Annotated in this window: 27 protein-coding genes, 3 tRNA genes, 2 other RNA genes and 1 pseudogene; 7 read left to right on the top strand and 26 right to left on the bottom strand. The window is 48.2% G+C overall.

The features are described 5' to 3' along the window. Window positions 1-225: 225 nt before the first annotated feature. The 4 genes and pseudogenes from FBF27_00690 to ssrA form a co-directional block, all read right to left on the bottom strand. A pseudogene (locus FBF27_00690) lies at window positions 226-2,799 on the bottom strand (ATP-binding protein). A 4-nt stretch (window positions 2,800-2,803) separates the two neighbouring features. Then, window positions 2,804-3,217 carry a hypothetical protein gene (locus FBF27_00685; GenBank protein ID QJU08942.1) on the bottom strand — a complete coding sequence of 138 codons (414 nt, stop codon included), beginning with the start codon at window positions 3,215-3,217 and terminating at the stop codon, window positions 2,804-2,806. Window positions 3,218-3,256: 39 nt separating this feature from the next. Continuing rightward, a complete protein-coding gene (locus FBF27_00680) occupies window positions 3,257-3,637 on the bottom strand; it encodes a hypothetical protein (protein QJU08941.1) in 381 nt (126 codons plus the stop codon). A 1,153-nt stretch (window positions 3,638-4,790) separates the two neighbouring features. Next, window positions 4,791-5,189, bottom strand: a transfer-messenger RNA (tmRNA) gene (ssrA, locus tag FBF27_00675). A 66-nt stretch (window positions 5,190-5,255) separates the two neighbouring features. Between ssrA and FBF27_00670 the strand changes: the two genes are divergently transcribed. The 4 genes from FBF27_00670 to rplT all read left to right on the top strand — a co-directional run bounded on the left by FBF27_00670 (window position 5,256) and on the right by rplT (window position 7,897). Beyond that, on the top strand, window positions 5,256-6,773 hold the full coding sequence (locus FBF27_00670; GenBank protein QJU08940.1) for an ATP-binding protein: 1,518 nt from the start codon (window positions 5,256-5,258) through the stop codon (window positions 6,771-6,773). A gap of 90 nt (window positions 6,774-6,863) precedes the next feature. Then, on the top strand, window positions 6,864-7,358 hold the full coding sequence (locus FBF27_00665) for a translation initiation factor IF-3 (GenBank protein ID QJU08939.1): 495 nt from the start codon (window positions 6,864-6,866) through the stop codon (window positions 7,356-7,358). After that, window positions 7,358-7,552 carry a 50S ribosomal protein L35 gene (gene rpmI, locus FBF27_00660; GenBank protein ID QJU08938.1) on the top strand — a complete coding sequence of 65 codons (195 nt, stop codon included), beginning with the start codon at window positions 7,358-7,360 and terminating at the stop codon, window positions 7,550-7,552. The genes FBF27_00665 and rpmI overlap by 1 nt, the downstream gene beginning before the upstream one ends. A 3-nt stretch (window positions 7,553-7,555) precedes the next feature. Next, window positions 7,556-7,897 carry a 50S ribosomal protein L20 gene (gene rplT / locus FBF27_00655; GenBank protein ID QJU08937.1) on the top strand — a complete coding sequence of 114 codons (342 nt, stop codon included), beginning with the start codon at window positions 7,556-7,558 and terminating at the stop codon, window positions 7,895-7,897. Window positions 7,898-7,946: 49 nt separating this feature from the next. Here rplT and rnpB read toward each other — a convergent pair. Next, an RNA gene (gene rnpB / locus FBF27_00650) (RNase P RNA component class A) lies at window positions 7,947-8,290 on the bottom strand. A 170-nt stretch (window positions 8,291-8,460) separates the two neighbouring features. Further along, a complete protein-coding gene (locus FBF27_00645; GenBank protein QJU08936.1) occupies window positions 8,461-9,108 on the bottom strand; it encodes a site-2 protease family protein in 648 nt (215 codons plus the stop codon). Window positions 9,109-9,193: 85 nt separating this feature from the next. Here FBF27_00645 and rpmB point away from each other — a divergent pair, with 85 nt between their 5' ends. After that, a complete protein-coding gene (gene rpmB / locus FBF27_00640) occupies window positions 9,194-9,409 on the top strand; it encodes a 50S ribosomal protein L28 (GenBank protein ID QJU08935.1) in 216 nt (71 codons plus the stop codon). A gap of 56 nt (window positions 9,410-9,465) precedes the next feature. On the opposite strand, the gene FBF27_00635 is transcribed toward rpmB, so the two are convergent. From FBF27_00635 to FBF27_00610, 6 genes are read right to left on the bottom strand one after another with little or no spacing between them, the layout of a single operon-like run. After that, window positions 9,466-10,104, bottom strand: coding sequence for a Zn-dependent hydrolase (locus tag FBF27_00635; GenBank protein QJU08934.1), 639 nt, complete (start codon window positions 10,102-10,104; stop codon window positions 9,466-9,468). 10 nt (window positions 10,105-10,114) lie between these two features. Next, window positions 10,115-10,705 (bottom strand): transcriptional regulator, encoded by a 591-nt coding sequence (locus FBF27_00630; GenBank protein QJU08933.1) that lies wholly within the window; start codon window positions 10,703-10,705, stop codon window positions 10,115-10,117. Between the two features lie 24 nt (window positions 10,706-10,729). Next, on the bottom strand, window positions 10,730-11,614 hold the full coding sequence (locus FBF27_00625; GenBank protein QJU08932.1) for a tRNA dimethylallyltransferase: 885 nt from the start codon (window positions 11,612-11,614) through the stop codon (window positions 10,730-10,732). Then, window positions 11,596-11,919 carry a cysteine methyltransferase gene (locus FBF27_00620; protein QJU08931.1) on the bottom strand — a complete coding sequence of 108 codons (324 nt, stop codon included), beginning with the start codon at window positions 11,917-11,919 and terminating at the stop codon, window positions 11,596-11,598. Before FBF27_00620 ends, FBF27_00625 begins: the two co-directional genes overlap by 19 nt. Then, complete coding sequence (locus FBF27_00615; protein ID QJU08930.1) at window positions 11,897-12,532, bottom strand: hypothetical protein; 636 nt, start codon at window positions 12,530-12,532, stop codon at window positions 11,897-11,899. Before FBF27_00615 ends, FBF27_00620 begins: the two co-directional genes overlap by 23 nt. Beyond that, window positions 12,516-14,327, bottom strand: a complete 1,812-nt coding sequence (locus FBF27_00610; protein ID QJU08929.1) for a threonine--tRNA ligase — start codon at window positions 14,325-14,327, stop codon at window positions 12,516-12,518. Before FBF27_00610 ends, FBF27_00615 begins: the two co-directional genes overlap by 17 nt. A gap of 337 nt (window positions 14,328-14,664) precedes the next feature. On the opposite strand from FBF27_00610, the gene FBF27_00605 reads away from it, so the two are divergent. Next, a tRNA-Val gene (locus tag FBF27_00605) sits at window positions 14,665-14,741 on the top strand. A gap of 509 nt (window positions 14,742-15,250) precedes the next feature. Here FBF27_00605 and FBF27_00600 read toward each other — a convergent pair. The 7 genes from FBF27_00600 to FBF27_00570 form a co-directional block, all read right to left on the bottom strand. Further along, window positions 15,251-16,933 (bottom strand): glycosyltransferase family 2 protein, encoded by a 1,683-nt coding sequence (locus tag FBF27_00600; protein ID QJU08928.1) that lies wholly within the window; start codon window positions 16,931-16,933, stop codon window positions 15,251-15,253. Window positions 16,934-16,937: 4 nt separating this feature from the next. Then, window positions 16,938-17,315: a hypothetical protein gene (locus FBF27_00595; protein QJU08927.1), complete on the bottom strand. Its 378-nt coding sequence runs from the start codon at window positions 17,313-17,315 to the stop codon at window positions 16,938-16,940. Window positions 17,316-17,322: 7 nt separating this feature from the next. Continuing rightward, window positions 17,323-17,398, bottom strand: a tRNA-Thr gene (locus FBF27_00590). A 66-nt stretch (window positions 17,399-17,464) separates the two neighbouring features. Beyond that, window positions 17,465-18,493, bottom strand: a complete 1,029-nt coding sequence (locus tag FBF27_00585; GenBank protein QJU08926.1) for a hypothetical protein — start codon at window positions 18,491-18,493, stop codon at window positions 17,465-17,467. Next, a complete protein-coding gene (locus FBF27_00580; protein QJU08925.1) occupies window positions 18,468-19,001 on the bottom strand; it encodes a PH domain-containing protein in 534 nt (177 codons plus the stop codon). The genes FBF27_00585 and FBF27_00580 overlap by 26 nt, the downstream gene beginning before the upstream one ends. Window positions 19,002-19,008: 7 nt before the next feature. After that, window positions 19,009-19,085, bottom strand: a tRNA-Arg gene (locus FBF27_00575). Window positions 19,086-19,142: 57 nt separating this feature from the next. After that, on the bottom strand, window positions 19,143-19,646 hold the full coding sequence (locus FBF27_00570) for a nucleoside-diphosphate kinase (protein QJU09644.1): 504 nt from the start codon (window positions 19,644-19,646) through the stop codon (window positions 19,143-19,145). Window positions 19,647-19,753: 107 nt separating this feature from the next. Here FBF27_00570 and FBF27_00565 point away from each other — a divergent pair, with 107 nt between their 5' ends. Beyond that, entirely contained in the window at window positions 19,754-20,674 is a 921-nt protein-coding gene (locus FBF27_00565; GenBank protein QJU08924.1) for a hypothetical protein, read from the top strand. A gap of 12 nt (window positions 20,675-20,686) precedes the next feature. On the opposite strand, the gene FBF27_00560 is transcribed toward FBF27_00565, so the two are convergent. The 7 genes from FBF27_00560 to FBF27_00530 all read right to left on the bottom strand — a co-directional run bounded on the left by FBF27_00560 (window position 20,687) and on the right by FBF27_00530 (window position 26,556). Continuing rightward, entirely contained in the window at window positions 20,687-21,841 is a 1,155-nt protein-coding gene (locus FBF27_00560; protein QJU08923.1) for a hypothetical protein, read from the bottom strand. Next, window positions 21,834-22,568, bottom strand: a complete 735-nt coding sequence (locus tag FBF27_00555; protein ID QJU08922.1) for a prepilin-type N-terminal cleavage/methylation domain-containing protein — start codon at window positions 22,566-22,568, stop codon at window positions 21,834-21,836. Before FBF27_00555 ends, FBF27_00560 begins: the two co-directional genes overlap by 8 nt. Further along, window positions 22,552-23,112: a hypothetical protein gene (locus tag FBF27_00550; protein ID QJU08921.1), complete on the bottom strand. Its 561-nt coding sequence runs from the start codon at window positions 23,110-23,112 to the stop codon at window positions 22,552-22,554. The genes FBF27_00555 and FBF27_00550 overlap by 17 nt, the downstream gene beginning before the upstream one ends. After that, window positions 23,096-23,833: a type II secretion system protein gene (locus tag FBF27_00545; protein QJU08920.1), complete on the bottom strand. Its 738-nt coding sequence runs from the start codon at window positions 23,831-23,833 to the stop codon at window positions 23,096-23,098. The genes FBF27_00550 and FBF27_00545 overlap by 17 nt, the downstream gene beginning before the upstream one ends. 27 nt (window positions 23,834-23,860) lie before the next feature. Beyond that, entirely contained in the window at window positions 23,861-24,727 is an 867-nt protein-coding gene (locus FBF27_00540) for a hypothetical protein (protein QJU08919.1), read from the bottom strand. Between the two features lie 78 nt (window positions 24,728-24,805). Next, entirely contained in the window at window positions 24,806-25,279 is a 474-nt protein-coding gene (locus tag FBF27_00535) for a type II secretion system protein (protein ID QJU08918.1), read from the bottom strand. 65 nt (window positions 25,280-25,344) lie between these two features. Beyond that, window positions 25,345-26,556: a type II secretion system F family protein gene (locus FBF27_00530; GenBank protein ID QJU08917.1), complete on the bottom strand. Its 1,212-nt coding sequence runs from the start codon at window positions 26,554-26,556 to the stop codon at window positions 25,345-25,347. Window positions 26,557-26,559: the final 3 nt, after the last annotated feature.

Here is a 26,559-nt window from a genome sequence, read left to right as displayed (position 1 = left end):
GCCAGCCGTCTGGGCGGGCATAGCAATACCTTGTGGCGCAGCGCCCTGCCCAATCTGTGACGGCCGCATAGAAGCCGACTGCGGTTGTGTGCCCGCCAAGCCCGGAGTCGGCGATACTAATCGCGACGGAGCTGGCTGCCCCGGCTGCGGAGCTAGTGGCGATGGCGCGCCCAATCGAGACCGCCCCGCACCTGGAGCAGCAGCACCCACAGCCCCTGGTTTACCACCACCAAGTTGTTGACGTTTTGACAACCACTCGTCCAGGAAAGACGAACCGCTCTTTGTAGCCGGCCGATTGAGTGATGGGCCAGTCGACGAAGCCGCTGGCTTTTTATTGCGACCAAGCCGCTCAAATATCTCCTTCTCAACCACCGCGCGTGGCTTGCCATACTTTGCTGCCGATAGTCGCACCAACGCATCGCGAAGCTGATTGTTAACCTGCCCCATCGGTGGCACCCAGTTCATGCTAAACGGCGCCGACGGCACATTATTGATCATCACCGAAGCGATCGACTGGAAATTTGGTAGCTTTGATAAGTCATCAATATCAAACACCGGCTGAAACTTCTTGACCATCAATTCCGCGTCGGTGATACCAATACGCCCCGAGATAACCGTACCAATGTTACCGATGATAGCCTCGCGAATCTTCTCTGTTAGCTGTGTCATAAACTGGTTACCCATGATCAAACTCAGCTTATATTTTCGCGCCTCAGACAAAATTGATTCAAAACTATCAGTCGCAAAGTTCTGAACCTCGTCAACATATAGTGAAAAGTCTTCACGCTGCTCTTCCGGGATATCAGCCCGCGACATAGCCGCCGCCTGAAACTTCATGATAAAGATAATTCCTAGTAGCTTAGCGTTCAGCTCACCAAGCTTACCTTTCGACAAATTAACTAGCAGAATCTTCTTATTATCCATAATCTCACGGATATTAAAGCCTGACTTCGTCTGACCGATGATATTACGCATCGAATCATTAGAGATAAATGGGCCAAACTTCGAGACCACCCACGATATCACCTCACCGGCCTCATTTGATCGCTGTGAGGCCGGAAATTCCTTCGTCCAGAAATCAATCACCTGCGGATCAGTGACGTACTTCAGCTTGCTCTTCACAAATTCTGGATCAATGAGACACTTTGGTACATCAATAAATGTTCCGCCAGCCGGATCCGCCATTAGCAGCAGCGCACAGTTACGGAAAATATGCTCAAGCCGTGGCCCCACAATACCGGTATGTCCCGGATCGTACAGTCCATACAGCATGTTAATCGCCTCCTGCACCAGAAAGTCCTTTTGATCTGGACTGTCGAATTCAAACATATTAAGGCCAATCGGATTTTCCATATCGGCGGGGTTGAAATAGATAATATCTTCCACTCGCTCTTTCGGCACCTTCCCCATGAGCGACTCGACCAAATCACCGTGCGGATCGATCAGCGCAAATCCTCGGCCATCCATCATGTCTTGATACGCCATATTTTCCTGCAATACCGACTTACCAACACCAGTCTGACCGATGATGTAAACGTGGCGACGGCGGTCCTTCGTACCGATACGAATTGGCTTTTTCGTACCGCGAAATTCATTGTAACCAATCAATAATCCCTCGTCCAAGACATCAGTCGGCCCATCAACCTGCTTGGACATCTGCCGCTTAACCTGTGAAGTTGGGATGGCAGTTGCGCTCGGCAAGTGAAACAGAGTCGCCATCTCAACACTATTAAGGATATTACTGCGAATATGCTGCGGGAAAAACCGCATAATATACGCCGTAGTCATTTCCTCAATATTATTTGTCAGCGAAAAACGAAAACCATTATTGCGTGGCGAGTCAAACATCGCAAACGCAGCGATAATATTTTTAAGCAGCACCTGTGAACGAGCGGCAGTATTTGATGAAATTACCACCCGCACCAATACCTCATACGCCGGATAACGCGTCTTCTCGCTAACGGCATCAACCTCTGCCTGCTCTAGTGACGATAGCTGTTTATCCTCAGGCTTGATCTCACCTTCTTTTTCTTTTGCCGACTGTGGTGGTTTCCACAACGCCTCAAAAATATCCCCGACCATTGAGATATCAACGCCCGCCACCTTCGTTGATTTCTTGCCCTTGTTCTTCTTCATTTTCTCAACATGCTCTTCTGAGGCACGCGACCAGCCTTCCCGCGCCGGCCGAACCAAGAACTGCAAGCCGATACCATCGTCTTTTGTCGCCGCCGACATGGCATTCAGTAGCGCCCGCGACGCATCTCGCTTTGACTCCTGATATGTTGCGATAGGATAGACGAACGACTTACGAAGCGAGAATTCGCCGCCAATTGTCCCGCTCATCTTGCCAATTTTACTAAACACATTCGTATCAGCCACCTCCTCCAACCGCGCCGCCGGATAAGCCGCCGCAATCGCTTGGCGAATTACATCAACCAATACCGTCGGTACCACGGCATAATAATGCACCAAACCGCCACGCGCAATAATCTCGAATGACAAATGGCGCTGTCCATAGAGTCGACTCTTGAATCCTTTCGTGGCCGTGCTTGATATAATGTTATACATCACTTGCGCTTGGCTAAGAATTTCTTCCGTCAAATCACGCTGGTCACGACTCGCCCCATCAATATCTTCACTTGATGGCGGCAAGTGAATCAGTAGCGGCACCATTTTTAGCCCGCGCTCATAATTTTTTGCTTCACGTAGCATCTTGCGATACTGCAGTGTAACAATCGTTACACCGATCGCCAACACTACGACGACGATAAAACCAGTAATTAACGGTCCGCTATCCATATTCCTATCCGTTCGATTGGCCCATCTCCCTGTTGTATCTCTTTTTGAGGTAGTCGGCCTGTAGCTGCGCAATTACCCGCGCTCGCTCGTATGGATCATCTTTTGTCAAAGTAATAATCCGTTTCAATTTGTCAACCCACTCCTTCTCAATCAAATCATCATCACCAGCTATCAGCGGCGTATCGTCAGTTGACGTCGTCGTCGACGCGGGAGCCTGCACCACTGGAGGCACCGGCACCGGAACGGTCGGTAGTACCGTTGCTGGCATCGGTGAGTTCGCCACATTTACCGCTGGGCGTTCGGCAGAACGTCCCTCAGCCTCTACCTGATTTGCATCACCATCCAGCCGAAACTCACCGCTTGAAGCAGGCGGTAAACTCTCAACCGGTGGACGCACCTGAGGCAACTCTGGATTCATACCTATATTGTACCACGTTACCGATAGAGTTCCTACGCTCTAAAATCGTTTGTGTATGTAAAAACAACCAAGGCCCAAAAAAAGCACCAGGAGCAAGATATCCCATGCCGTGACGCCACCAATTGATTGCATGCCAAGTAAGATAACCGGTATAAGCCCGATGATACTCGCATAATAATATAATTTCAACGGCGTTACCGAGGCCAAGCCACGATACATATTATGTCGAACAACACGCATTGCCACACGCCTCGCCGCGACCATCACTAAGTAACAGCACGACGCAGTTGCTACATACAGACACACAAAAAACGCCAGGACGCCCAACGGACCAACGCTCATTGGCGTCACCGTGTGCACCAATACGACATCTGCTGTCACAGCCAGCGCCGCGACTATAGCAACATACCGACACTTCATACTCACACTATACCATAGACTAAGGGAGCCCAAGCGACGAACCATTATATGATCAAGTGAACCATCCGCCGCACTCAATAACTATTAGGGCGCGGTCACCTGTTCAAAGTCCGCCGCTCAGGGCAACTGACCGCTCCGAATTTCGGAGCATGTCCTTGCGCAACGTTCCTCATCCCGCACATCCAGTAGTCTCATTGCTAATCGCCTAACAAGGATTAACTGGATGCGCAGTGGTACTAATTATACGCGCGCTCAACGCGTCACATTGCAACCATCAACTGAACGTTAACGGTTATGGTTCGGCGGAGCATCGGCAACACTATGGCAGAATAACCTTTTTGTTATTCCGGCTTCATACTGCTGCCGACTATACGCCAAACGACATGCGTTACTGTGAATTCGGTCACGTAAATTGTTAATGTTGTTATTATTGTACTGATTTTTGCTTTTTATTTTCCTAAAAGCCTGCACTAATACTATCATGTATATGTTTATCGGTCAATACTTCACATAAAAAATATGTTGTATTTATAACATTTTTGTAGCGATCTTTACATATTTTCATCTGTTATGTTCTATGAAATGTTTTATACACAACATTGTAATATAAACATATGCTTATTATACCGCCCGCTAGTCCATAGTTCTTGTATAGCCACTCCATACGACATCATAAATCTAACAAATAATCTAGCAATTAATGCGGCCCGCTGAACGTCCATACAAATAAAACACCAAAACAACCAAGCCCTCAGCATATCCCGTTTCGCCATCTCGCGGGTAAAACACCGGCTGTGCGGGGTACCAACCAAGAACCGCCAGGGCTCAACCGCCTCGTCCGGCAACAACCTATATTTTTCATCAAACTGCTTCACTAACCCTCTAAATTATGTGGTATTTTTTACCTAGATTTTTTCTCAAAAATTATTGACATAACCATTTTTATCATTTACTATAGGGGTAGCTTCTGAATAAAAAAGTTATACACAACTTATCAGGGGCCAAAAATAAACAGCACACGTAAAACTCCACTTTTTGAAAACAACCACTACTCGCAGGTGGTTGTTTTCGTCTCCTGGCAACACGCTCGAGCTGCATTCTCACTGATTACGATAAAAAATAATCGACCACCCTGGGTCGATATATCACTATATGGTGGAGCTGCCGGGTACCGCCCCCGGGTCCAACTGGTATCATGACATTCGTCTACGAGCATAGGTTCTTTTAATTTATTTTATAACGTTGCTCGGCTTAAAAATAAACCGAAAAAACCAAGCTTCGTTACGCGGAGAAAGTCCCGCATGTCCGCCGCTTCCGAACATGCAGCCAGCAACATATATATGACACCCTAGGCTTTGCCTGTTGCCGCAAAGCAAGGACGGTCGCTTAAATTAAGCAGCGACTGGTGCAGCAGCCATCGGAGTGAAAACGCTCTTTAAGCTAGCAAATACACCTGCAAGTTTAGACTTTGCAACTAAAACATACGTTACGCGTATCGTCGGCCCGCAGAATACCTTGATAAAGTCCAATTGTCGAAAGCTATATCAGCCCCATCAATCCACCTCAATTATAGCAACCTTCCCTTTTCAAGTCTAGCTATCTATGTTTTACTAGGTATATGGTTAGCAAGGTAGCTTCAGCGACACCATATGGCTTTCACGGTCAGCTTATTGAAATTGAAGGCGACATATCACGAGGACTACCTGGACTACAAATCGTCGGACTCGGCAACAAAGCAATCGATGAATCACGTGATCGCGTTCGCAGCGCCATCAAAAACTCATTACTCGATTTTCCAAAAGGCAAAATTACCATCAACCTCGCCCCGGCGGAACTGCCAAAAGACGGTACGCAATTTGACCTACCGATAGCCCTCGCAATTCTCTGCCTTGGCAAGCAACTTCCTCAAACCGCCCTGGAGGGAGCGCTATTTGCTGGTGAATTGGCACTCAATGGTAGTCTTCGCCCCATTCGCTCGGCCATCACCATCGCCGAAACCGCCAAACAACACGGTATCTCAACCATATACCTACCGGCCTCCAACAGCAAACAAGCCCTGCTCATCCCCGACATTACTATTATCCCCATCAATAATCTAACGGAATTATTCCTCCACCTCAAACAAGAAAAACTCATCCAACCCGCAGTAAAAACAAAGCGGCAATATCGCCAAAAGAAACGCGGCATCATCATTGATGACATCCGCGGACAAGAGCAGGCCAAGCGAGCCGTCGCCATTGCCGTCGCGGGTAGGCACAATATTTTGCTGTCCGGACCACCGGGATCCGGCAAGACCATGCTAGCACGCGCACTCAATTCACTCCTGCCGCCGCTATCTGACGCTGAAATTATCGAGGTGACAAAACTCCACAATCTTGACGGCAATCAAGTTAGTCATGATATCGTTACCGACCGACCGTTTCGCACACCACACCACACCGCAAGCCGCATATCAATGATTGGTGGTGGTGCAAAGGCCACGCCCGGCGAAATTAGTCTCGCGCACCACGGCACACTTTTCTTAGACGAATTATTAGAATATCCACGAACTACATTGGAGTCGCTTCGTCAGCCGCTTGAGGATAAGCAGATCACAATTTCCCGCGCCCAAGGTAAATACTACTACCCCACCAATTTTATGTTAGTTGCCACGATGAACCCTTGTCCATGTGGTTATCTGGGCGATCCAGAAAAAAGTTGCCGTTGCTCATCGACACAAATCTTGAACTATCAGAAGCGATTATCTGGCCCGCTCCTTGATCGTATTGATCTAACAATCAATGTTTCCCGCGTCGCACATGAAGATTTGTTGTCCCGTAAGTCATCGTCGGATTCACAACAAAAACAGTTTGAAAATATGATTAAGGTAGCCCGTACACTACAAACTAACAGATACAGTAATAGTAATAAATACAACGCTGATATAGATAGTAGTAGCGTTGATAAAATAGCTGCACTAACGGCTGAGGCCAAGCAATTTCTCCTTGCAGCCGCCAAAAAGCTTGACCTAAGCGCTCGTGGCTATTTCAAAGTTATCAAGGTCGCTCGCACTATCGCTGATCTTGAGTCGTCACTAGAAATAACCATTCCTCATGTCGCCGAAAGCCTACAATACCGGCAGATTATCCCGACCTAGCGCTTGAAATCCACCCTTATACCTGATACAATGACTGATGAAATTAATCTAAAATTGCTTCAAAAGGAGAGCTAGGAGATTAATAAATCAATTCGTATCAACGGAGCGATCCGTGCTCGGGAACTGCGCGTTGTTGGTTCTGATGGTGAACAGCTGGGGATAATGCCCCTGCGCGACGCCCTTCAGGCGGCGGAGGATGCGGGACTTGATCTCGTTGAAATATCACCAAATGCCAATCCACCAGTCGCCAAGATTATTGACTGGGGCAAGTTCCAATATCAGAAGATCAAAGACCAGCAGCGCAACAAGCGCGCGGCAAAAGTCGGCGATCTTAAGCAAATGCGCTTTGGCCTGAAGATTGGCGCTGGCGACCTCGAAGTCAAGCTGCGCAAAATACGGGACTTTCTCGCCAATGGACACAAGGTCCGTATCCAAGTCGTTTATAAGGGTCGCGAGATGGCGCATAAAGAAATCGGCTACGAATTGATCCAAAAAATCACTGATCAGCTTGAGGAGGAAGCAATTCTGGAACAAAAGCCTCAGATGGCTGGTCGCAATCTGAGTGTGGTAATAAGGAGTAAATAATGCCAAAACTAAAGACCCACAAAGGTACCGCGAAGCGCATTAAGTTAACGAGCTCTGGCAAGTTAACTCGTCAACGTGCATTTGGCGGTCACTTCTTAGCCAAGAAGTCAAAAAGCCGTAAGCGGGCAATTAATACAACAGCAAAGGTAACAGGCTCGATGGCAAAAAATGCCCGACGAGCAATGGGAGTTTAATTTATGAGGGTGAAACGAGGCGTCCCTGGACACGCAAAGCACAAGAAAATTCTAAAAGCCGCTAAAGGCATGCAGCACAATCGAACTCGTAGCTTTCGCTTAGCGAAGCAGGGGGTAATTAGAGCTCTGCAATATGCCTACCGTGATCGACGCAATAAAAAACGAGACCTCCGCAGCCTGTGGATTACCCGCATTAACGCGGCCGCTCGTCAAGAGGGCACAACGTACGGTAGGCTCATGGCTGCTCTCAAGGCAAAGAATATTGAGCTTGATCGAAAAGTGTTGGCAGAGCTGGCCGTTAACGAACCTACGGCCTTTACCGCGATTGTTAAAGCAGCACTATAAGAAAGTGCTTTCAGTAAACTAAAGCCTTCTCCGCTGAGAGAAGGTTTTAGTTTACAGCCTACCGATAAGCCGGGTTCTGTCGCGAGCGATCATCTATCTAGTTTACCTGTTGCCAGATAAATCAAGCGGTTATCGGCCTACGAGCGGACAACTCATTTGTAGGCCTCCTTGCAGTCGACAGGGTTTACCTCTCCTCTGTGTCACCACCGAGGACTGTAAGCTCTTACCTTACTCGTTTCACCTTTTCCTTTGTGTCTATCGCCACAAAGGTAGTCTTGTTTCTGTGGCACTTTCCCTAGGGTTACCCCCGGTCGCCGTTAGCGACTGTCGGTGTCCTTTACTGCCCGGACTTTCCTCTTGGCTTCACTGCCAAGCGATCGCTTAGTAGGCTGCCCTATTATTATACATCATAAAAGCCCCAAGCAGTGCAAGCGCGTGATATTCCCCCGCATAAATGCAAGGTGGGTATCCGCAACCAGTCACCACGATGACTGACCATTAGGACTCCCTATCATATGATGTTAGGAAAATCATATGCACCCGCCTACCTGAGGCTATCTCTATTATACACCAAAAATCATGCAAAAGAATTGGATAATACCGTTCGTAGCGAACGTCATAATTCGCCCAATTGCCGCCTGTCCGATCATAATGATAATGAACACCACCATTACCCCGTAGCGCTCAATCCACTCCATGCCACGGCGCACACTCTCTGGAGCGAGCGCGTACAGCACTCGCGATCCATCAAGTGGTGGCAGCGGCAACATATTAAACACGAAAAAGCCTAAATTAACCAACACGACGAGGCTAGTGATTTGCCCCGCTAACGTATTTTGAATCAGCCCGCCGCTAGTAATAACCCCGCTGACGACACCCACGCCAAACGCTAAAAACGCTAAAAACAAATTAGTCAGTGGCCCAGCAAGTGCTACAAACGCTGCACCCCATTCACCGTGTCGTACGCGCTGAGGATTAAATGGCACCGGTCGAGCACCACCAAAAATTGGCAACCCTAGCATAGCTAGTAATAATGGCAGCAAAAGCGTCATGAATGGATCAATATGCTTCAGCGGGTTTAACGTCAGCCGCCCCTCCGCCTTGGCTGTGTCATCTCCAAGGAAATAGCCCATAAACGCATGCATCGCCTCGTGTAGCGTCATTGAAACGAGAATGACCACCAAGACCATACCTAAATATGCCAAATCCATAATTACCATTATAACACCTTGACTAATTATAGAAATACCGCTACAATACGATAGATTGTTTAGTTAATATAAAGCGAGGTTGGAAATGGCATCACGATGCGAACTAACCGGCAAGGGCAAGCAACACGGTCACAACGTTAGCTTTTCCCTTCGCCGCACCAAGCGCACTTTTAAGCCAAACCTACAGAAGAAAACTCTTGTAGTAGATGGTCAAAAAGTCACGTTGGTTCTGAGTACTCAAGCAATTCGTACTCTTAAAAAGAAAGGGCTGTTACGCCCAGTACAGACAAAAACCGCCTAAGCTCAATCCCCCCTCCTGACAAGGAGGGGGGTTATTAGTGCAACGTATCGACTGGCCTAGCTCCGCGCGACAGTAATGATTGATAGTTGTTCAGGTAAAGATGTCACCCCCTTCACCTTCCACTTTGGCCCAGCGTCAACAGTCTCCACGCCCATTTCACTAACAAACACCGACAGGTCGTCTTGTGGCACTTCATAGTGTAGCGCGCCATCAGCATAATGCACCGGGATAACTACTTTCGGCTCCAGCTGGCGTACCATATGAGCCGCAGATGTCGCGTCAAGCGTGTAACCACCACCGCCAACCGGTATCACAACAACATCAACGACACCAATCTCCTCTAGCTGAGACTCTGACAATTTTGGGGCAACGTTACCTATAACCACAACACGCACACCGCCAATTGTTAAACGGTAAATCGTTGATTTTTTAACATCAGTTTCCGTATCAATGTGTCGCCAGGCTGCCACCCCTTTCAGAGATACGTCGCCGACCTCATATTCACCCGGACCGCTGAAGAGTAACCGTGGTGTTACATTACTTGCGGCAAATCTATCCTCTGACAATATCTCAACATCCTGCCCCCCGAGATTATCCTTAAGACCAACCAGCGATAACGCTGGATCAAACGCAATTTTTACCATTTTCGTTGTAAAAATAACATTATTTGCACCTTTGTATTCTACTTCAAACATATACGTCTCCTTATCCTAGTATGCTCTCTGCGTCTACCACAACCGAGTGCTTACTATTCATTATTTCCATCACAAACTTATCTCTAACGCTCAGACGATAGTAAAAATCATCATAGCTCATTACAGCATAATTCAGCTCTCTCCCCTCGGCTTTTTCAATTTTCTTAATGGCGACACCCACTCTCGACTCCGATAGCCGACCAACTAACAGTATATCAACCCGACTCGTTGATCCACGCACTAACGCACCGGCAACTATAGCGATCTTCAGCCCGAACAGCCGAGCAATATCGCTCACCCACGGTATACTGTTCTTCTTGTTATGGTCAACCTGTTCACTCGGTCGTTCATCGGCAAAAATCATCTTTAGTGGCGTGAAGTATGCATACTGCTGATTCGCAGCATAATACAACTTATTGTCATAATTATTCGAAACAATGACTCCGACTCTGAGCATATTTGATAGTTCACGCCGTACCGAGTTAATTTGCTCGCCGATCAATCGCGTAATCTCTCTAACATAAAACGATTTTTCAGGGTTCGCTAAAAACAGGTGTAGTAACTTCACCCTCGTTTTTGAGCCAAACAGCGCATCAATCATGTATTAAAAATTGTACCATAAATTTTACGCCTGAGCCAAAAGTTGTGACAAATAGTGTTCAGCAGAGTCAAGCGTCGCCCACATGATAAACGGGTTACGCCGCAGCCACGTCATCTGTCGCTTCGCTAACCGCCAATCAGCTACAACAAATTGCCGCTTTAATTCACTTTCGGTAATATTTTTATTCAAAAACTCTCGGACCAACGGATAGACATTACCTGTCATGGCCTCATTATCCCAGCCATATTTCCGGGCCAACAGCACTGCTTCATCCACAACATTATTTAAAAATAATTGTTCAGATCTGAACATAATTCTTGTTCGTAATATTTCCTTATTTGTTGCTATACCTACAACGATACTATTATCTCTAATCATAAATTCATATCTGTTATTTTTATTTTTTTGTTCAATAGCACGTATAAGATAGCGCTTATTCTTGTTATTCTCTGGTAATTTTATGTTGTATTTACAACAATAATATTGCAATTCAGCTACCGTCTTTTTTTCTAGCTCACACCGTAAAACAGAATCAGGAGGGTCTCCAAATTGAAAATCAAAAAGTACTGCATCAATATAAAGACCCGTACCACCAACAAGAAATGGTAACCGCCCCCGAGAGCGAATTTCACTTATTTTTTGCAAAGCATACTCCTTAAACTGTGCGGCGCTAAATGCCTCGCCCGGACTAACTAAATCAAGGCCCCAATGAGGCACTACTTCTCGCTCAGCCATAGTTGGCTTTGCCGTACCAATATCCATATCTCGATATATTGTTCTGCTATCGGCACAAATTATTTCGCCATTATACTGTTTTGCCAGGCGAATTGCTAGCGAGGTCTTACCACTAGCAGTCGGCCCCGCGATAACAACTAGGGGTAATTTTGCTTTTATAGTTTCGGCCGCCATCGTCGTTCCTCAAAATCAATTATCCGCCACCTCTCATCGCAATAAATACCATCTTGTTCAAGTAGCTGCCTTTGCACACCTTGCCCACCCGGAAAACCTACCGCCAAGCCACCTTTCGCGTTCACTAGGCGATGCCACGGCAAATTCTCTGGGCCACCATGCGCTATCCCACCCACAATTCGCGCTGCGTGCGGGTGTCCAGACAGTGCTGCCAAGTCACCGTACGTCGTCACCTTGTCGTCAGGTAGCTGCGCCATGAGAATATAGATCCGGTCTCGCAAGCTAGCTATTGGCAATTCGCTCAATTTCCACCTCCACTTCTGACCACGAATGGCATCGCACCACTCTATCCGGCAAGCTATCTGCCCTATTCCAAGTATAATCACCAAATAAGATGGCGTTACGACCAGTCTCGGAAACAGCTAAACAATGTTTCAACTGATCATCAATTAAAACATCAGCATTAATTTGCGTAATTAACTCTGTTTTTGTCAGTTTATGAGAGTCCTCGTGCACCGTATCCCATAGGCCAGAGAAGTAGACCGCAGAACTGGCGAAAACCCCTGGAAAATGCTCCTCGATCCAAAGCAGTGTATCGCTTTGCACCTGCAAGCGACGCGAAGTAGCCACCATGAGATGATGCACCTGCGACATGCTTCTAAGCACCTCCTCCGCCCCCCCTATATGAGCATATCCCTTTATCGCACCAGAGTCGTGAAAGACATGAGCACGCCGTTCTGCCTCCTCGCTATCAACATGCCACATCTCTGACCAATGTTCGCTATAGTCATCAACCCTCAATCGTGTGCTCCACCGTTCATTGCTAAACGCCACAAACCCGATTGCATTTTCTGCTAGAACATCGTCGATATCAATTGCAATTCTTAGCCTACGCACAAGATTACAGTCCCCGTACATACTCAGCTAGCTGTTCAAGCGGAATTTGCTCTTCACCCGCATGCGTCCTGATGCTTACGACACGTGCTATCTGATCCTTTGGCCCAACAATAATCTGTATTGGTATTTTTACAACAGTCGCCTCACGAATCTTTTTCCCGAGGGATTCATTACGACTATCTATTGTAAATCTTACATCGTTGTATTTTATCGGTTTCATTAAGGTCACCTCTGATAAAATCGATGTAATTTCATCAACATAGTCTAAGACGGTGTCATTAATCGTTAGAATGCGTACTTGTTCCGGCGCCGCCCAAAACGGGAACCAGCCACCCGTGTGTTCAATGAAGACACTCAAGAATCGTTCAATCGACCCGAGCAGCGCACAGTGAATCATCACAGGTGTTGTAAAATTACCATCACTCTCGGTATACTCTAAGCCGAACCGTTGCGGCTGCACGAAGTCCAGTTGCACCGTCGCAACTTGGTGCTCACGGCCAATAGCGTCAGTCGCCATAAAGTCAATCTTTGGACCATAAAAGGCGGCCTCGCCTTCCTGCTCAAAATAGTCCAAACCAACTTTTTCAACTGCTGATTTCAACTGATTTTGTGCAGAAGCCCACAGCTCACGTTCGCCCAAGTACGCATCAGAGCCATCACGATAACTCAGTCGAACCCGCAGTTTCATATCAATAGTACCGTACAGTTCCTGGGCGGCAGACAATAAATTATTGATCTCTTGCTCAATTTGATCTGGACGACAGAAAACATGACTATCGTCCTGGGTTAATGAGCGCACGCGATTCAGACCACCAAGCTCACCGGTTTTCTCGTCACGATAATCAGTGGTCGTCTCCAAGTAGCGCACCGGCATATCGCGGTAGCTACGAGGTTGTGAAACAAAAATCTGCGTATGGTGCGGGCAATTCATCGGCTTTAACGCCATTTCATCACTGGTTTCCTGACTTTTAACCAAAAACAGCTCTTCGCCAAATTTGGCCCAGTGGCCCGACGTTTCATACAGATCCTTTTTGGTAATATGCGGCGTCCAGACTTTTTCAAAACCAAACCTCTGACGCAGTTGGTTTGAGTATTGGGCCACGATATCACGCAGAACAGTTCCACGAGGTGTAAATAACGGCAGGCCTACACCCACTAACGGTGAGGTTGTATATAGATCAAGTTCCCTGCCTAGCTTTCGGTGATCACGTTGTTTGGCTAGCTCTAATTTCTTCAAATATTTATCCAGCTCTTCCTGCGTAGCAAAAGCCACGCCGTATAGTCGCTGCATTTGAGGATTCTTTTCATTGCCCCGCCAATAGGCGCCCGCAACCCGCATCAGCTTAAACGCGCCGACCTCACTGGTATTTGCAACATGGGGTCCACGGCACAAGTCCTTAAACGATCCGTTTGTGTAGAATGAGACTTCATCAAGCGCACTATTACCTTCAGCAATTGTACCCATTTCTGCAGCGTCCAGATCTTTTGCTACCGTTGTCCCGGCACGTTTTAGGTCATTAAGGAGTTCTTCTTTATACGGCTGATGGCTGTCTTTGGCCCATTGAATTGCTTCATCAATCGGGTATTTTGTGCACACAAAATCTTGCTTTTCGGCAATGATCCGTCGCATTACCTTTTCAATTTTATTGAACTGCTGCTCACTGATCTTCGTTTCACCAAGATCAATATCGTAATAAAACCCATGCTCAACGACCGGACCGACTCCGAATTTGGCATCTGGCCATAATCGCTGCACGGCCGCCGCCATAATATGCGCCAGGCTGTGTCGCATTGCATAGAGTTTATCTTCACTCATAAAACCTCCTTTAAAGTAATTATAAAAGCACGCCCAACGCATATAGCGTGCGTGCCTCGGTCCTGGGGACAAGCCAGGAGGTTCCACCTTGGCGATGACTCTTGCTCCGGCTGGTTTCGTGCGCCGCAACCGCTTTCACGTTGCTCGAGAGGTGGTTAGTCTCCGTCCTCGCTACTCTCACCGTAGCATAGTTAAAAGCTCTGGGCAACCTTTATCGTATTTACTAGGTAGCGGATCCGTAATGCTACGCCAAGAAACGACGTGACGGCCGACCCCTACACTCTCCGCAAGAGGTAATTGCATTCACCACTAATTCCTGCTATTATTGGGAATAGACGGGCGATTAGCTCATTTGGCTAGAGCGCTTCATTGACGTTGAAGAGGTGAGAGGTTCGAATCCTCTATTGCCCACCATTATTGCATACAACCCTCGCAGTGCGGGGGTTTTTAGTTTTTTCTATTTTACACATTTTCATATACTTTTCCACTAGTATTTTTTATAGCGATATGTCAATATATTGATATGATTTGTATAAATTGTTTTCACGATAAAACTACTACCAAAAACTCCCGCAAGCACACGAAACACCCCAGCGTCTGGCGGCGACGGGCCTGTCCAGAATGTGGTGCAGTCTTTACGACATACGAACGGGCTACGCTAGACGGGCGCATGGTGCTAACACACGACGGGTCAACCACCCCTTTCAATCTAGGAAAGCTCATCATAAGCATTAGCCGTAGCTTTCAACATAATAAGCATGCTGCAGCACATGACAGCTACTTCCTTGCACAAACTGTGCAGGAACAGATTATCAAGCAAGGTAAGCCGCTATCTACACAAATCATCGCTCAAATAACACACATGATTCTCCAACGTTACGACCCGGTAGCGGCACTCCAGTACGCCGCCCAGCACCGACTCATCACTTCTCGGCGACGCGGGAGGCCTTCGACCGTTTACGTGCAGTCGCCTTCTGGCGAGCATTAATCGCCGCTGTGGCTTTTTCGGTGACGTCAAACTTATCAAGATACCGCCCAACTAACAGACGGGTCTGTGCAGTGAATGCTGCGGCGGAGCTATAGACAATGGCCGTCACCGGCATCAGCACCCACTGCAAGAGCATCCAGATATTCCGGCGGCGCGTGTAGCGAATTGGACGTGACGGTAAAAGCTTGAAGGCACTAAAAATCGCTATCGCCATACCAATTAGCGCAATTTGCTGCAGCGTGCTCACCGTATCAGGCAATTGATGCGCGGCGACACTACGGGCGGCCTCGGCATTAATGATAAGTGGTACCCAGCCACCAAAAGCGATCAGAATTGAAACACAGGCTAACGTCACGTGTCCATCAAGCAACCTGACAAATCGCGAAAAGCCAGCCCAAAATGGTACATTACGCTGCTTGGTAAAGACCCGTTCGCCAACATACGCGACATCAGATGCTCCATACGCCCAGCGACGAAGCTGAATAAACTGCGCTTTGAGCGTTTTCATATACGTGGCTGACAATACCGCGTCTTGATAAATCGGTACATGGAGTGGTACGACCCCGTAGTTACCACCAAAATAGAAATAACTGCGCCAATATTGGTGGCCATCTTCGACGATCGTTCGAACACTCCAGAAGTCCATCTCAACGAGCGCATCCATCGGTTGAGCATGTGAAGCAAAATTACGTAGCGAATGAGGGCGCATTGAGCTAATAATATTCCAAAATGAGTTACCCGTCGCGACCACACGCATCGGCGCCGGCACGTCCCAAATGTTACTAGTGAATAGGCAAACTGGTTGATATGAGTAGTGCTTACGGTCCTCGCGGACGATATATTCGTATGTCAGGTAATCAAAGTAGGTTTCATGTGGCTTGTTGTCACAATCCATCGTCGTAACAATAACGTTACTATACGGAATATGCTGCTCCTTGAGCCACCCCTTCAGCCAGCGCCCGGCATGCGTAATATTGCCACCCTTGCCGATCACCTCATTTGGAATGTCTTTTGGATGCTTGACAATGTGAAAGGCGTGAAAATACTTGCCATAGCGTTTTTGTAGTGTCTTGGCAGTTGTGTCAATATCCTTACCGCCCCGCTCCTCATACGCAAACACCATAATCATGTGTTTTTTGTCGTACGTAGTGGCAATCACTGATTGAATGGCTGGCTCAATCACCTCAATACTCTCATTGTAGGCGGGCATGATAACTGCGTTATAAATTTCCGACGGCTTCGGGAAAAACCCTGGCTGCGCGGAAGCGATGAGGCGTAAGTTTTCTTTATGCTGCGTAAAACCAACCTCCTTATGTCGTTGGTCGCGAATACGTGCATATACCGCCTGTGCGTCTTCAAGATCTTCAAGACGCGCATGCCAATCAATCAGACTCGCTTTATCCATTTTGGCGCGGCCAGCAACCATATGATACGTGATACCGACAACGCGTACCATCATCGACAGAATAATAATGAGCAGATAGAGCGACGCGATCAGCGGGCTAAACATCGACAACACGATAAGAAGAATAACCGCGCCATAGCTTAACAGACCCGGCAGGACCTCCAAGAATCGATAGAATGGCTTTCGTTTACCAAGTGGTATCTCTATATCCATAACCCTACACCACCGACGCAATTACGATTATTGAGTAAGCAAACAGTGCTAGCATAACTGATATAGCAATTGTGAACCAAAGGAACGCCAACGCTAAATCACGACGCTGGGCCGCAGCAAGCTTGGCACTCAACATAATGTGTCCAACCGTAATCATAAGCTGCAGCACGCCGTACGCCCAGAGTGAATACCAGTGACCGCGATACAGCCCCGTCACACTAAACGCACTGTGCTGAACAATGATCTGAGTTTCCTTGGGTTTAATAGTAATAGCAAAGGAGATAATGATTACTAACGCCAACAAGGCATTAGCAACGACGAGACCAAACAGCCAGCGATCTTTCATCATCTGTCGTAATGTGCTTGTGATATGCTTCTTCATATTACTCTGGAGCCGCTGACCGGATTCGAACCGGTGACCTACGCTTTACGAAAGCGCCGCTCTACCAACTGAGCTACAGCGGCATGCCTCCTCAAGGATTATAGCAGATGGGCAAGGCTTTCGCAAAGATGACAATGGATAACGGAAGGCTATTTCTGCTCACTTGACTTTTGTTCAGCCGGCTGGTCGAGGTGGACATAATACGTGACTTTTTTACCATTAATCAGCTTATCAAAATTAGTCTTGAACGTCGTCAATGGAATCTTGAGATATGAATAAGTGACTGAACTATCGTCTCGCGAGCGTGGCTGAACAAAGTAATAGCCATCGCCACCGAGCGGTTTAATAACCCCAGAGATCGTACCATCTGCAGTTTTAATCGCCGCCTCGGTCAAGCCACCGTCTTTGTTGGTCTTCGGAACAACCGTCTCTGGCATTACTTGTACTCGTTCACCTAACGCCGCTGCGACATCCGTCAACGATTTACTGGCCTTGAGCTGCGCTTCGACTTCCTTAACAAGGTTGGCCGCCGCTTCATCAACAGCGAATGATACCTCCCAGCGCAGCAGCGATGCCCTAATACCATCACGCGCCTCATCAAGCGACCAGCCTATCATATCTTTTACCGCCGAACGGTAGGCTTCTTTTGACAGGCCGGCATCCTTTTGCTGGCGGTCCATCTCTTCATCAACTCTTCGATCATCAACCGATATACCCCTTTCTCTCGCTAACTTGCGCACATATGCATCCTGCACCGCTTGGTTCATGGCTCGCTGCCGCTGAAAAGCAACTTTATCACCAGCCTGATCTTGACCCTGAGTCTTAAGCACCGCCATATTACCGCGATTATATAGTAAATAATCGCTATAGCGTACAAATTCCCCTTCAACTGAACCGGCCGGTAGCGGCAAAATTTTGGTAATACGATATGCTAAATCGCTCGTGTCCTTCCAAACATAGAGCTGAAGATATAATAGAACAATCACCGTTACAAGCCCGGCTATGCTAATAAAAATCGTGTTCCAGACTAGCTTATGCTTGGAGTACTGTATCGGATATTTGTGTTTACGCCCACCAGCCAGCACCTTTTCGCGATGCTCCGCGACCGTGTCATTGGTAATCCGTGACGGCAGTGAACGCTTGTCCTTTTTTTTACCCTTCGTTGTTTTCTTTGGCACGATCACTCCTTTCAGCGGCGAGGTCCACCGCATCTTGCAGCTTATTATAAATCTTATCTGGATGTTCAACGTTTTTGATGACAAGATCACCAACAAACGTCTGAATAACTATTGTACCAAATTTGAACATTTCGCCCGTAAAACCGGGCACAACGTAGCTGATATTCTGGACTTTTGCTAGCTTAAGTTCAATTACATCCTTACCAAAAAAACCATGCTGCGTTATCTGGCGAAGTCGCTGATTTGTCACAATGTAATACGTATAAAACCACATCAAAAAATGATAACCAAACAGAACGAGTCCAAAAACAAAGCTACCAAGAAATACCCACAAAAGATTGAGGTTATCCTGCCAGATAAGATACGGTAGCGCGCCAATCGTCATCGGAACGAGCAGTAAGTAAAAACCCTTGCGCATAGCAATAATATGTCGACGAAACACGAACAACAGCTCCTCGCCATCGCGCTGACCATCAAATGCTTTGGTTGATTTGGCTTTCTTTGTCATAATGCTTTGGTACCCCGGGCAGGAGTCGAACCTGCAACCTTATCCTTAGGACGGATCTGCTCTATCCAGTTGAGCTACCGAGGCATACACAAAAACCACCCGTGTTAATTATAGCACGGGTAGTTTTGAGTGACGAGAATGCTATCGAGTAAACTTTTCGTTTAATGTAACATAGTCCATCAATTCTTCGGGCTTAAACCAGTGAGCGACTTCCTGCTCTGCCTCGTCAGGATCACCCGACGCATGGATCAGATTTGGCACGCCCTTCCGACATTCGTTAGCATAGCCAAAGCTAACATGCGAATAGTCACCACGAATCGTACCCATGTCGGCAGATTTCGGTTCAGTTGGGCCGACAATTTTACGCACCACGGCGACCGCCTCAACCCCCTCAAGGACCATAGCGATAACTGGCCCGTCCATCATCATATCAAGCGTCATACCAAAGATTTCTTCACCACGGCGCGTTACCATCTTGCCAATCGTTTCGTAGTGCGCAAAGTAGTGCTCACGACCCGGGGCCACCATCTTGACACCGATAATCTTGAGGCCAACGCGCTCAAATCGCTGCAAGATTTCACCGACGATTCCCCGCTGTACTGCATCAGGCTTGAACACAATCAGTGTTCGCTCAATGCCACACATATTCTTCTTTTTTGACTCAGCCATACGCCTCCTTCGTGTATTATTTTCTTCATCATAGCAAAAAGTATTCATTTGATAAACGGTATAGATGTTGTTAAAATTAAACTATGTATTTCTCCGAAGCATTAGCAGATTTCCTGGAGCACCTAGAAGTTGAGGGTGGCCGTAGTCCTCGCACCATTGAGAACTACAAATTATACCTTGAACGCTTCATTGATTTTGCTGGTGATATTAATGTTGCAAAAATAACATCAGAGACAATTCGTAAGTATCGCCTCTGGTTAAACCGTTATAAAAATAGCAACACCGGTGAAGAATTGTTGTTAATTACACAAAATTATCACTTGATCGCTCTACGCGGATTATTGACGTATTTATCACAACGGGATATCTCATCACTGGCAGCCGACAAGATTACCCTACCAAAAACCGTTCGCAAACAAGTCACATTTCTTCACTACGACGAGGTGGTACGACTAATCGAGCAGATCCCCCTGGACAATGAACCGGGCCTTCGCGACCGAGCAATCATTGAGCTTTTGTTTTCGAGCGGACTGCGCGTGTCGGAACTTGTTAGCTTGAACCGTGACCACATCAATCTCGCTCGACGCGAGTTTATGGTGCGCGGCAAGGGCCAGAAAGACCGGCCGATATTCGTTTCAATGTCCGCTGCCGAGCACGTCAAAAATTACCTTGATGCGCGAAGTGACAGCTTGCCGGCTCTATTCATCAGCTATAGCAGGCGCCTAGCAAAGCCTTCAGTTTCTGGCGATTATCGTCGGCTGAGTGCTCGCTCGATCCAGCGGATGGTATCGCACTATGCCCGACTTGCTGGCATCACCAAACACGTTAGTCCGCACACTATGCGTCATAGCTTTGCCACCGACCTTCTGATGAATGGAGCGGACCTACGGGCGGTACAATCAATGCTTGGTCATAGCAATATCGCCACGACCCAGATTTACACACACGTCACCGACCAGCACCTCAAAGACGTCCACGAACGCTTTCACAGTGATACGAGATAGGTCCCTAAGACACTACGGCCGACAGTTACCCGGCGTTACGCCGCCTTCGGTCACCGAAAAGTCTTTACAGAGGCTGTTCTCAAGGTCAATAGCATTTTCAGGATACGGGAAATCGTCACCTATCTGGAGACGCGCCTCAACCCGTCGAAACACATTACTGGCACGACCAGTCGCATCGACCGCCGGCTGAACACCATCAAACTTGACCGGTTCTGCACCATTATATAGGGCAATTCGCACGTGTGACATGCGATATAGCGGTGTCAGACGCAAGAATGAATTAACGCTGGCGGCGACTGTAACAGGCGATATATCAATTGTGGCTCGGCACGAATAGCCACTATTAGCAAAATCCGGAGAACAGCTCACCGGTGTCGGAGCATTGTTAAATTGCCCACCACCGCCCGCTCGCGGTAGATTAATTGCCGATACACCTCCGTTCGTCGGCCCGGGAACACTCAGCGTCCGTGGATAAAGGAACATCGTCGCAACACGAGAGCTATCAAGACTAGCAAGGTCGAATGTATCACCTGGAAAAATCATCTGAGTGCGTAATAGCGCGGGTGCAGGACGAGACGGCGACTCATCCCAGTCGCTGTACGCCGGCAGCGAAGTTGACGCCGAAGCAGCATTCTTTACTCGTCCAGCAGCCACGTTACCATTCGCATCCTCTTTAGTAAACCACTCGAGGATAATTTTATTAAATTCAGCTTTGGCTTTCAGTGGTACGAGACGAGATGATCCTTCGGGTATGCTTACCAGGAAATCTTCCGTATCCATCGTAATATTGACACAGGTATAGGCTTGGTTAAATTCTTTACCATCCCCTGAGCGACGTGACTGAATCAGTGTCTCGTTAGCGGTCACATTACCGGCAACACCCGCACGTGCGACCACTTTGCAGTCATTAGGCAGTCGTAACTGCTCGCAAGCCTTACCGCCGTTATCTCCTTTTTGACAGGCACGCACGACTCGCTTGGCGTCTTCAACACCGGACAGGGCCGCATCGTACGCACTTTGTGACAGCTCATTATTCAGGGCCTGTCGCTGATCAACCATTATGAGCCGCATGAAGCCGAGCATCAAAACCGTTAGTAATAGCGTCGCAAAGATCACTGCAAATAACGACACCGCGCCTAATTGATTATTTCTCGCTATTTTATCCATTTGTCCTCACAATCATCTCAAAGCTATTTATTGCGCAAAAGTCGAGATTCTCACTGTTATCCGCCGGTGGCTTACAGGTGCCGTTAGCTGTATTGACCGCCTCAAGCTGACTGGTTCCAAGGACAAATTCCAAACGATACAGACTGTCTGCCCCGCTATCACCTACCACTCGCGCTGCTTTCATTTGATGAATTGCCAGCACCACATCATTCGACCCAGCTGGCTTGAGAAGATGCGTCACCTTATCCGTCGCGACCGTTGACATATACGCCCCCGTTGTTTCATTTTTTTGGCACAGCATGCCATCTGGGTCAATCACTCGAGCAAAATTAATCGGACGACCAGAATGCGGCCCGCCAACCTCGGTAATAATACCCGCGCCGGACTTCACTTCTCCAGAGACAACCTTTGGCACATTCCAGACATATGAATAGTCACCTAGGCACAGTCGGCCGCTCCGATCGGCACCCCCCGCCTGCACCATGACAACGGCCGAACTAGCATTACCACTTATCTTGCCGGCATTAGCCTGCAAAAAGTCGCGCCGCAAGCTATCGCTAATTTCGCGGCCGGACTGATTGATACTTTTGAGCGTGAGACCTCGATTATACAGCTTGCCAGCCTGGATCGCTATCGTAGCAATCGCCAGCAGCAACACCGACACAAATGCCATCGCCAGCATCAGTTCAATCAAGGTAAACCCGTATCGTCTATACCGCTGTGTCATACATCCTCACAATCGTCCCCGTGGTCATTGGCCGGTCAGTCCCCACACTCATCCAGCAGGCCTGAATGTACGCATCATAGGCGCGGCCACCTTCAACACGCACCAGCTGAATTGAAATACCTAAAGAAATTGGATTTCGGGCAGTTGAAATCTTGGCATATGTCGGCGATAATTCATACTTATTAGTAATCAACTGAAAGGTATTTTTGCTGGGCGCTAGTGCAAATCCCCCACTCGGCATTGCCTCTGGACATCGATTAACATTCAGTAGCGAATTGGCGTGGTCAATAGTCCGACCTTTCATCGCGTCCCAGAGGGTAGCAAATGAGCTGCCGGCTTGAGATGACTTGTTGTGAATGTAGCGCAGCATTTCTGCTTGACTATCAATCTGTTGCCGCACAAGCGTCAACTCTAATGATCGCTGCGCCATAGCAATACCGCTGTTCATAAGTGCCATGATGCCGATCGCCAGCATGCTAAACATCGCTACTGCCATGACTACTTCGATGATCGTATCACCCTGCGCGCTATGCCGTCGCTTCATTATCGCACCCCTTTGTCGCATGACCAACCGTCACGGCCTCGCTCGAGCCAGCCTTTGCTCCCAAAAAGACTGACAGCCTCTGGCCAACTGACCAGCCAGTATCATAGATACAAAACTCTCGCTGCCGCAGCTGTAAATCGGCCGTATACATACCGCCATTCGGCTGCATATTGCGAATAAAATTATTAATATTAGCTGGTGAATACGGCGCATCATTCGTGCGTACGATAACCTGCCCGCTATCTGGATCGCGGTATATTAACAAAGCCAGTTCTCTACCAATGGTATTGGTTACCGTGAGTGAGCGCACCTGCGCGCCCCAGCCAACCGTATAGGTATTTGCCTCACTCTCACTGTAACTATACGTCCACACTCCCGAGCGTTTCAGAGCGTACAGCGGATAGGTGGTAAATGAACGTGCCTCGGAATTCGTCGACTTGACATAACGACCAACGACAACGCAATTCGACTGGCCCCGAGCTCCATCGTTTGTTGCACCTTTAACAGGACATGTGTCGCGATCGCCCCGATCATTCTCAATACTAATCACTCGGCTATACTGATCACGAATAAAGCCGGCGAACGATTGAACAGCGTCATGATATTGTTGTTGGCGCAGTGCAGCACTCACGCCAGCTAACAAGCCAACGGTCAACAGGCCAGTGATCGCCAAGAACAACACCACTTCAACGATTGTAAACCCGGATTGCCACCGCTTCATATGCTCATTATTATAGCATAAGCACTATCAAATCACGATAAGCCAATCCACGATCCTGGCACCAAAAAACCACGAAATAAGAAAGCCAACGATTAGTAGCGGTCCGAATGGGATTCGTGCTCCACGCTGCACTGTGCCTCGAAGCATCCCCGGCAGTACCAGTAGCGTGCCGAGTAAATTTGCCAGAAACAGCGCGAGAAATGCTAGTCGCCAATCCATTAAAAAGAGGGCGAGACCGAGCGTCAGCTTGACATCACCGAACCCTATCCAGCGACCACTCGACACGACGTAGAGCAATACGTACACGCCACTGAGGATAACAACCGCCGCTATCAACCCCAGCACTCCGCCCGGTAGCTGACCAGTCGCCACATGAATCCCAGCAAATAGTGCTCCCAATATCACGAACGGCCAATTCGCCACGTCCGGAAGCAAAAACCACCGCTTGTCATACACGAACAGGAACGCTAGATATGATAGCCCCATCAGCATAATCGCGACCTTCGTTATCATTAGTGGCGCCGTAAACGTCATCATGCCATGCCACGTCACCACTGTAAACAGCCCGGCCATCGCCACTTCGAGCCCCAGCTCCATCCAGCCAATCGGTGCCTGGCAATACCGACAGCGACCTCTAGCAGCCAGCCAGCTCACCACTGGCAGCAAATCATACCAGCGTAGCTCGTGCCCACAGGAAAGACACTGCGATCGATCTTTCTTGAGAGGTTTGAGCAGCAGCTTCAGGCGGCGGAGTTCCAGCGTATCAACCGGTTCGCCGGCCTGCTTGTCTTCAACGAGCTGCCGAGCACGGACTCGCCACACCTGAGCACCGATAAAACTTCCCATCACTGCGCCAAGAATCGCTACACCCACCAGTATTGTCACTACCATCATACTGTTAATGGTAACAAGAAATCATGAAAAAAGCAGCCCCCTGATAGTAGAAGGCTGCCAATAATTCGTTGTCTCTGGTTAGTTTTGGTTGTCTTTACAAAACGCACCGCTTCCTTCCAGCTGCACCTTGACGGCAAACGAGCGCGGCGAACCACTTTTGGCAACAATATTTTCGCCATCACATTGAGCGCTCGTGGCATAGACCATCTTCTCGGTCGTTGCCGAACCCTGTTGGGCGACGCCAGTTACCACGCTGTAATTGTTGCCTGTCTGCGGATCCTTGAATTCACCGTTGCCACGCTTCATATACGAATCGAGGAAACTATTGATCGACCCCGTATCGGTTTTCGGGATGCTTCCCTTGTTATTTGTTGCATAACTATTCACCTGCGAGACGAACCGAGTCACGTCACTGCGTCGTTGTGTGTCGCGCTGGCTGCGCTGCAAGGCCGGCCACGCCAAGAATACCATCAAAAATATCAGTCCGGCGATCGCCAGCACCAACACGACTTCAATAATTGTAAACCCTCGATTTGCTTTTTGCTGAGCCATGAAGTTGCCCACCTTTCTGTGACTTAACTTTCTTTCGTTATTGTACCGTACTGCTTATGGATTGTCTAGAGGCTAATATCTCCGACCAGATTATAAATTGGAAAGATTATTGCACCCACCATCACGCCGGCCACGACCGCCAAGACCACCATCAGCACTGGTTCAATGGTCGTCGTGATCGCCTTGATCTCCTCATCCAGCTCTTCTTCGTAAATCTGCGCGCACTTGCCCATCATCTCATCAATCTTACCCGACTGTTCGCCAATCTTGATCATCTGCGGCACCATCGGCAAGATATAATCCTCATTTTTTAAGGACACTGACAGCGCCTTGCCGCCCTTCACCTTTTCGCTAGCATGCTCAATACCTTGACGGATAACTGAATTATTGACTGCCCGAGCAGTGATGCGCAACATGTCCAGCATCGCCACTCCGCTATTAAGGAGCGTTTGACCGGTACGAGTAAAGCGAGCCATGTACAGCTTGCGGAACATGGCGTCAAACACTGGTATGTTCAGCTTGAACGTATCTTTAGCGCGAATACCAGCCTCGGTTTTGAGATACTGCTGAAAGAAATATAAACCGATGCCAAGTAAAATCACCAACGCCCACCAAAACTGCGCCAAAAAACCAGCGACGCTGACCATGGCCTTCGTTGTGAACGGTAGCTCTTTGTGTAAGCTGCCATACAGTCCTTCGACCTGCGGCACTACCATCACGAGCATGAACACCACTACCGCGATGATCACCAACAGCACAATCGCCGGATAGACCATGGCGCCACGCACTTTGCTAAGCATCGCTGCATCTTTTTCTTGCTGCGACGCGATGCGCTTAAGCGCTTCGTCCAACGTTCCTGACGCCTCACCAGCTGCCACCAACGCTACGTATACATTGTCAAATACTTCTGGATGTTTCTCGAACGCGCTTGATAGTTGCCGACCGCCCTCAATATCAGAAATTATCTCCTGAATGATACTCTGCATCTGCTTGTTTTGCGTTTGCTCCAGCACGGTATGCATGCTCTGCGCCAGCGGCAACCCCGCACCAATCAACGTCGCTAGCTGCCGCGTAAAAACGATCTTGTCCTTGGACGATATTTTATTTGACAATCGCTGAAAGAAGCCCTCACGCTCATCTTGAAGCTCAATTTTCAGCGGCACGAAGCCCTGAGCGCTCAATAGCTTCGCCGCGGCAACCTCGCTCTCAGCCTGCACAACCGACTTGGTAATCTTTTGCGTGGCTGAATCCCTGGCCTCATAGTAATATTTTTTCATGCG

Source organism: Candidatus Saccharibacteria bacterium oral taxon 488 (assembly GCA_013100805.1).
Taxonomy (GTDB): Bacteria; Patescibacteriota; Saccharimonadia; order Saccharimonadales; family Saccharimonadaceae; genus Nanosynbacter.
Note: the sequence above shows the minus strand (reverse complement) of the source record. Positions and strands in the feature narration are given on the sequence as shown.

Bases quoted from the DNA above. Each gene is read 5' to 3' on its own strand.
- FBF27_00550 (QJU08921.1), bottom strand. From the start codon at position 23,112: ATGAAGCGACGGCATAGCGCGCAGGGTGATACGATCATCGAAGTAGTC.
- rplT (QJU08937.1), top strand. From the start codon at position 7,556: ATGAGGGTGAAACGAGGCGTCCCTGGACACGCAAAGCACAAGAAAATT.
- FBF27_00600 (QJU08928.1), bottom strand. From the start codon at position 16,933: ATGGATATAGAGATACCACTTGGTAAACGAAAGCCATTCTATCGATTC.
- FBF27_00615 (QJU08930.1), bottom strand. From the start codon at position 12,532: ATGTACGGGGACTGTAATCTTGTGCGTAGGCTAAGAATTGCAATTGAT.
- FBF27_00595 (QJU08927.1), bottom strand. From the start codon at position 17,315: ATGAAGAAGCATATCACAAGCACATTACGACAGATGATGAAAGATCGC.
- FBF27_00540 (QJU08919.1), bottom strand. From the start codon at position 24,727: ATGATGGTAGTGACAATACTGGTGGGTGTAGCGATTCTTGGCGCAGTG.
- FBF27_00565 (QJU08924.1), top strand. From the start codon at position 19,754: ATGTATTTCTCCGAAGCATTAGCAGATTTCCTGGAGCACCTAGAAGTT.
- FBF27_00560 (QJU08923.1), bottom strand. From the start codon at position 21,841: ATGGATAAAATAGCGAGAAATAATCAATTAGGCGCGGTGTCGTTATTT.
- FBF27_00530 (QJU08917.1), bottom strand. From the start codon at position 26,556: ATGAAAAAATATTACTATGAGGCCAGGGATTCAGCCACGCAAAAGATT.
- FBF27_00685 (QJU08942.1), bottom strand. From the start codon at position 3,217: ATGAATCCAGAGTTGCCTCAGGTGCGTCCACCGGTTGAGAGTTTACCG.
- FBF27_00545 (QJU08920.1), bottom strand. From the start codon at position 23,833: ATGAAGCGGTGGCAATCCGGGTTTACAATCGTTGAAGTGGTGTTGTTC.
- rpmI (QJU08938.1), top strand. From the start codon at position 7,358: ATGCCAAAACTAAAGACCCACAAAGGTACCGCGAAGCGCATTAAGTTA.
- FBF27_00555 (QJU08922.1), bottom strand. From the start codon at position 22,568: ATGACACAGCGGTATAGACGATACGGGTTTACCTTGATTGAACTGATG.
- FBF27_00610 (QJU08929.1), bottom strand. From the start codon at position 14,327: ATGAGTGAAGATAAACTCTATGCAATGCGACACAGCCTGGCGCATATT.
- FBF27_00630 (QJU08933.1), bottom strand. From the start codon at position 10,705: ATGATTGATGCGCTGTTTGGCTCAAAAACGAGGGTGAAGTTACTACAC.
- FBF27_00635 (QJU08934.1), bottom strand. From the start codon at position 10,104: ATGTTTGAAGTAGAATACAAAGGTGCAAATAATGTTATTTTTACAACG.
- rpmB (QJU08935.1), top strand. From the start codon at position 9,194: ATGGCATCACGATGCGAACTAACCGGCAAGGGCAAGCAACACGGTCAC.
- FBF27_00580 (QJU08925.1), bottom strand. From the start codon at position 19,001: ATGACAAAGAAAGCCAAATCAACCAAAGCATTTGATGGTCAGCGCGAT.
- FBF27_00680 (QJU08941.1), bottom strand. From the start codon at position 3,637: ATGAAGTGTCGGTATGTTGCTATAGTCGCGGCGCTGGCTGTGACAGCA.
- FBF27_00570 (QJU09644.1), bottom strand. From the start codon at position 19,646: ATGTGTGGCATTGAGCGAACACTGATTGTGTTCAAGCCTGATGCAGTA.
- FBF27_00645 (QJU08936.1), bottom strand. From the start codon at position 9,108: ATGGATTTGGCATATTTAGGTATGGTCTTGGTGGTCATTCTCGTTTCA.
- FBF27_00535 (QJU08918.1), bottom strand. From the start codon at position 25,279: ATGGCTCAGCAAAAAGCAAATCGAGGGTTTACAATTATTGAAGTCGTG.
- FBF27_00625 (QJU08932.1), bottom strand. From the start codon at position 11,614: ATGGCGGCCGAAACTATAAAAGCAAAATTACCCCTAGTTGTTATCGCG.
- FBF27_00670 (QJU08940.1), top strand. From the start codon at position 5,256: ATGGTTAGCAAGGTAGCTTCAGCGACACCATATGGCTTTCACGGTCAG.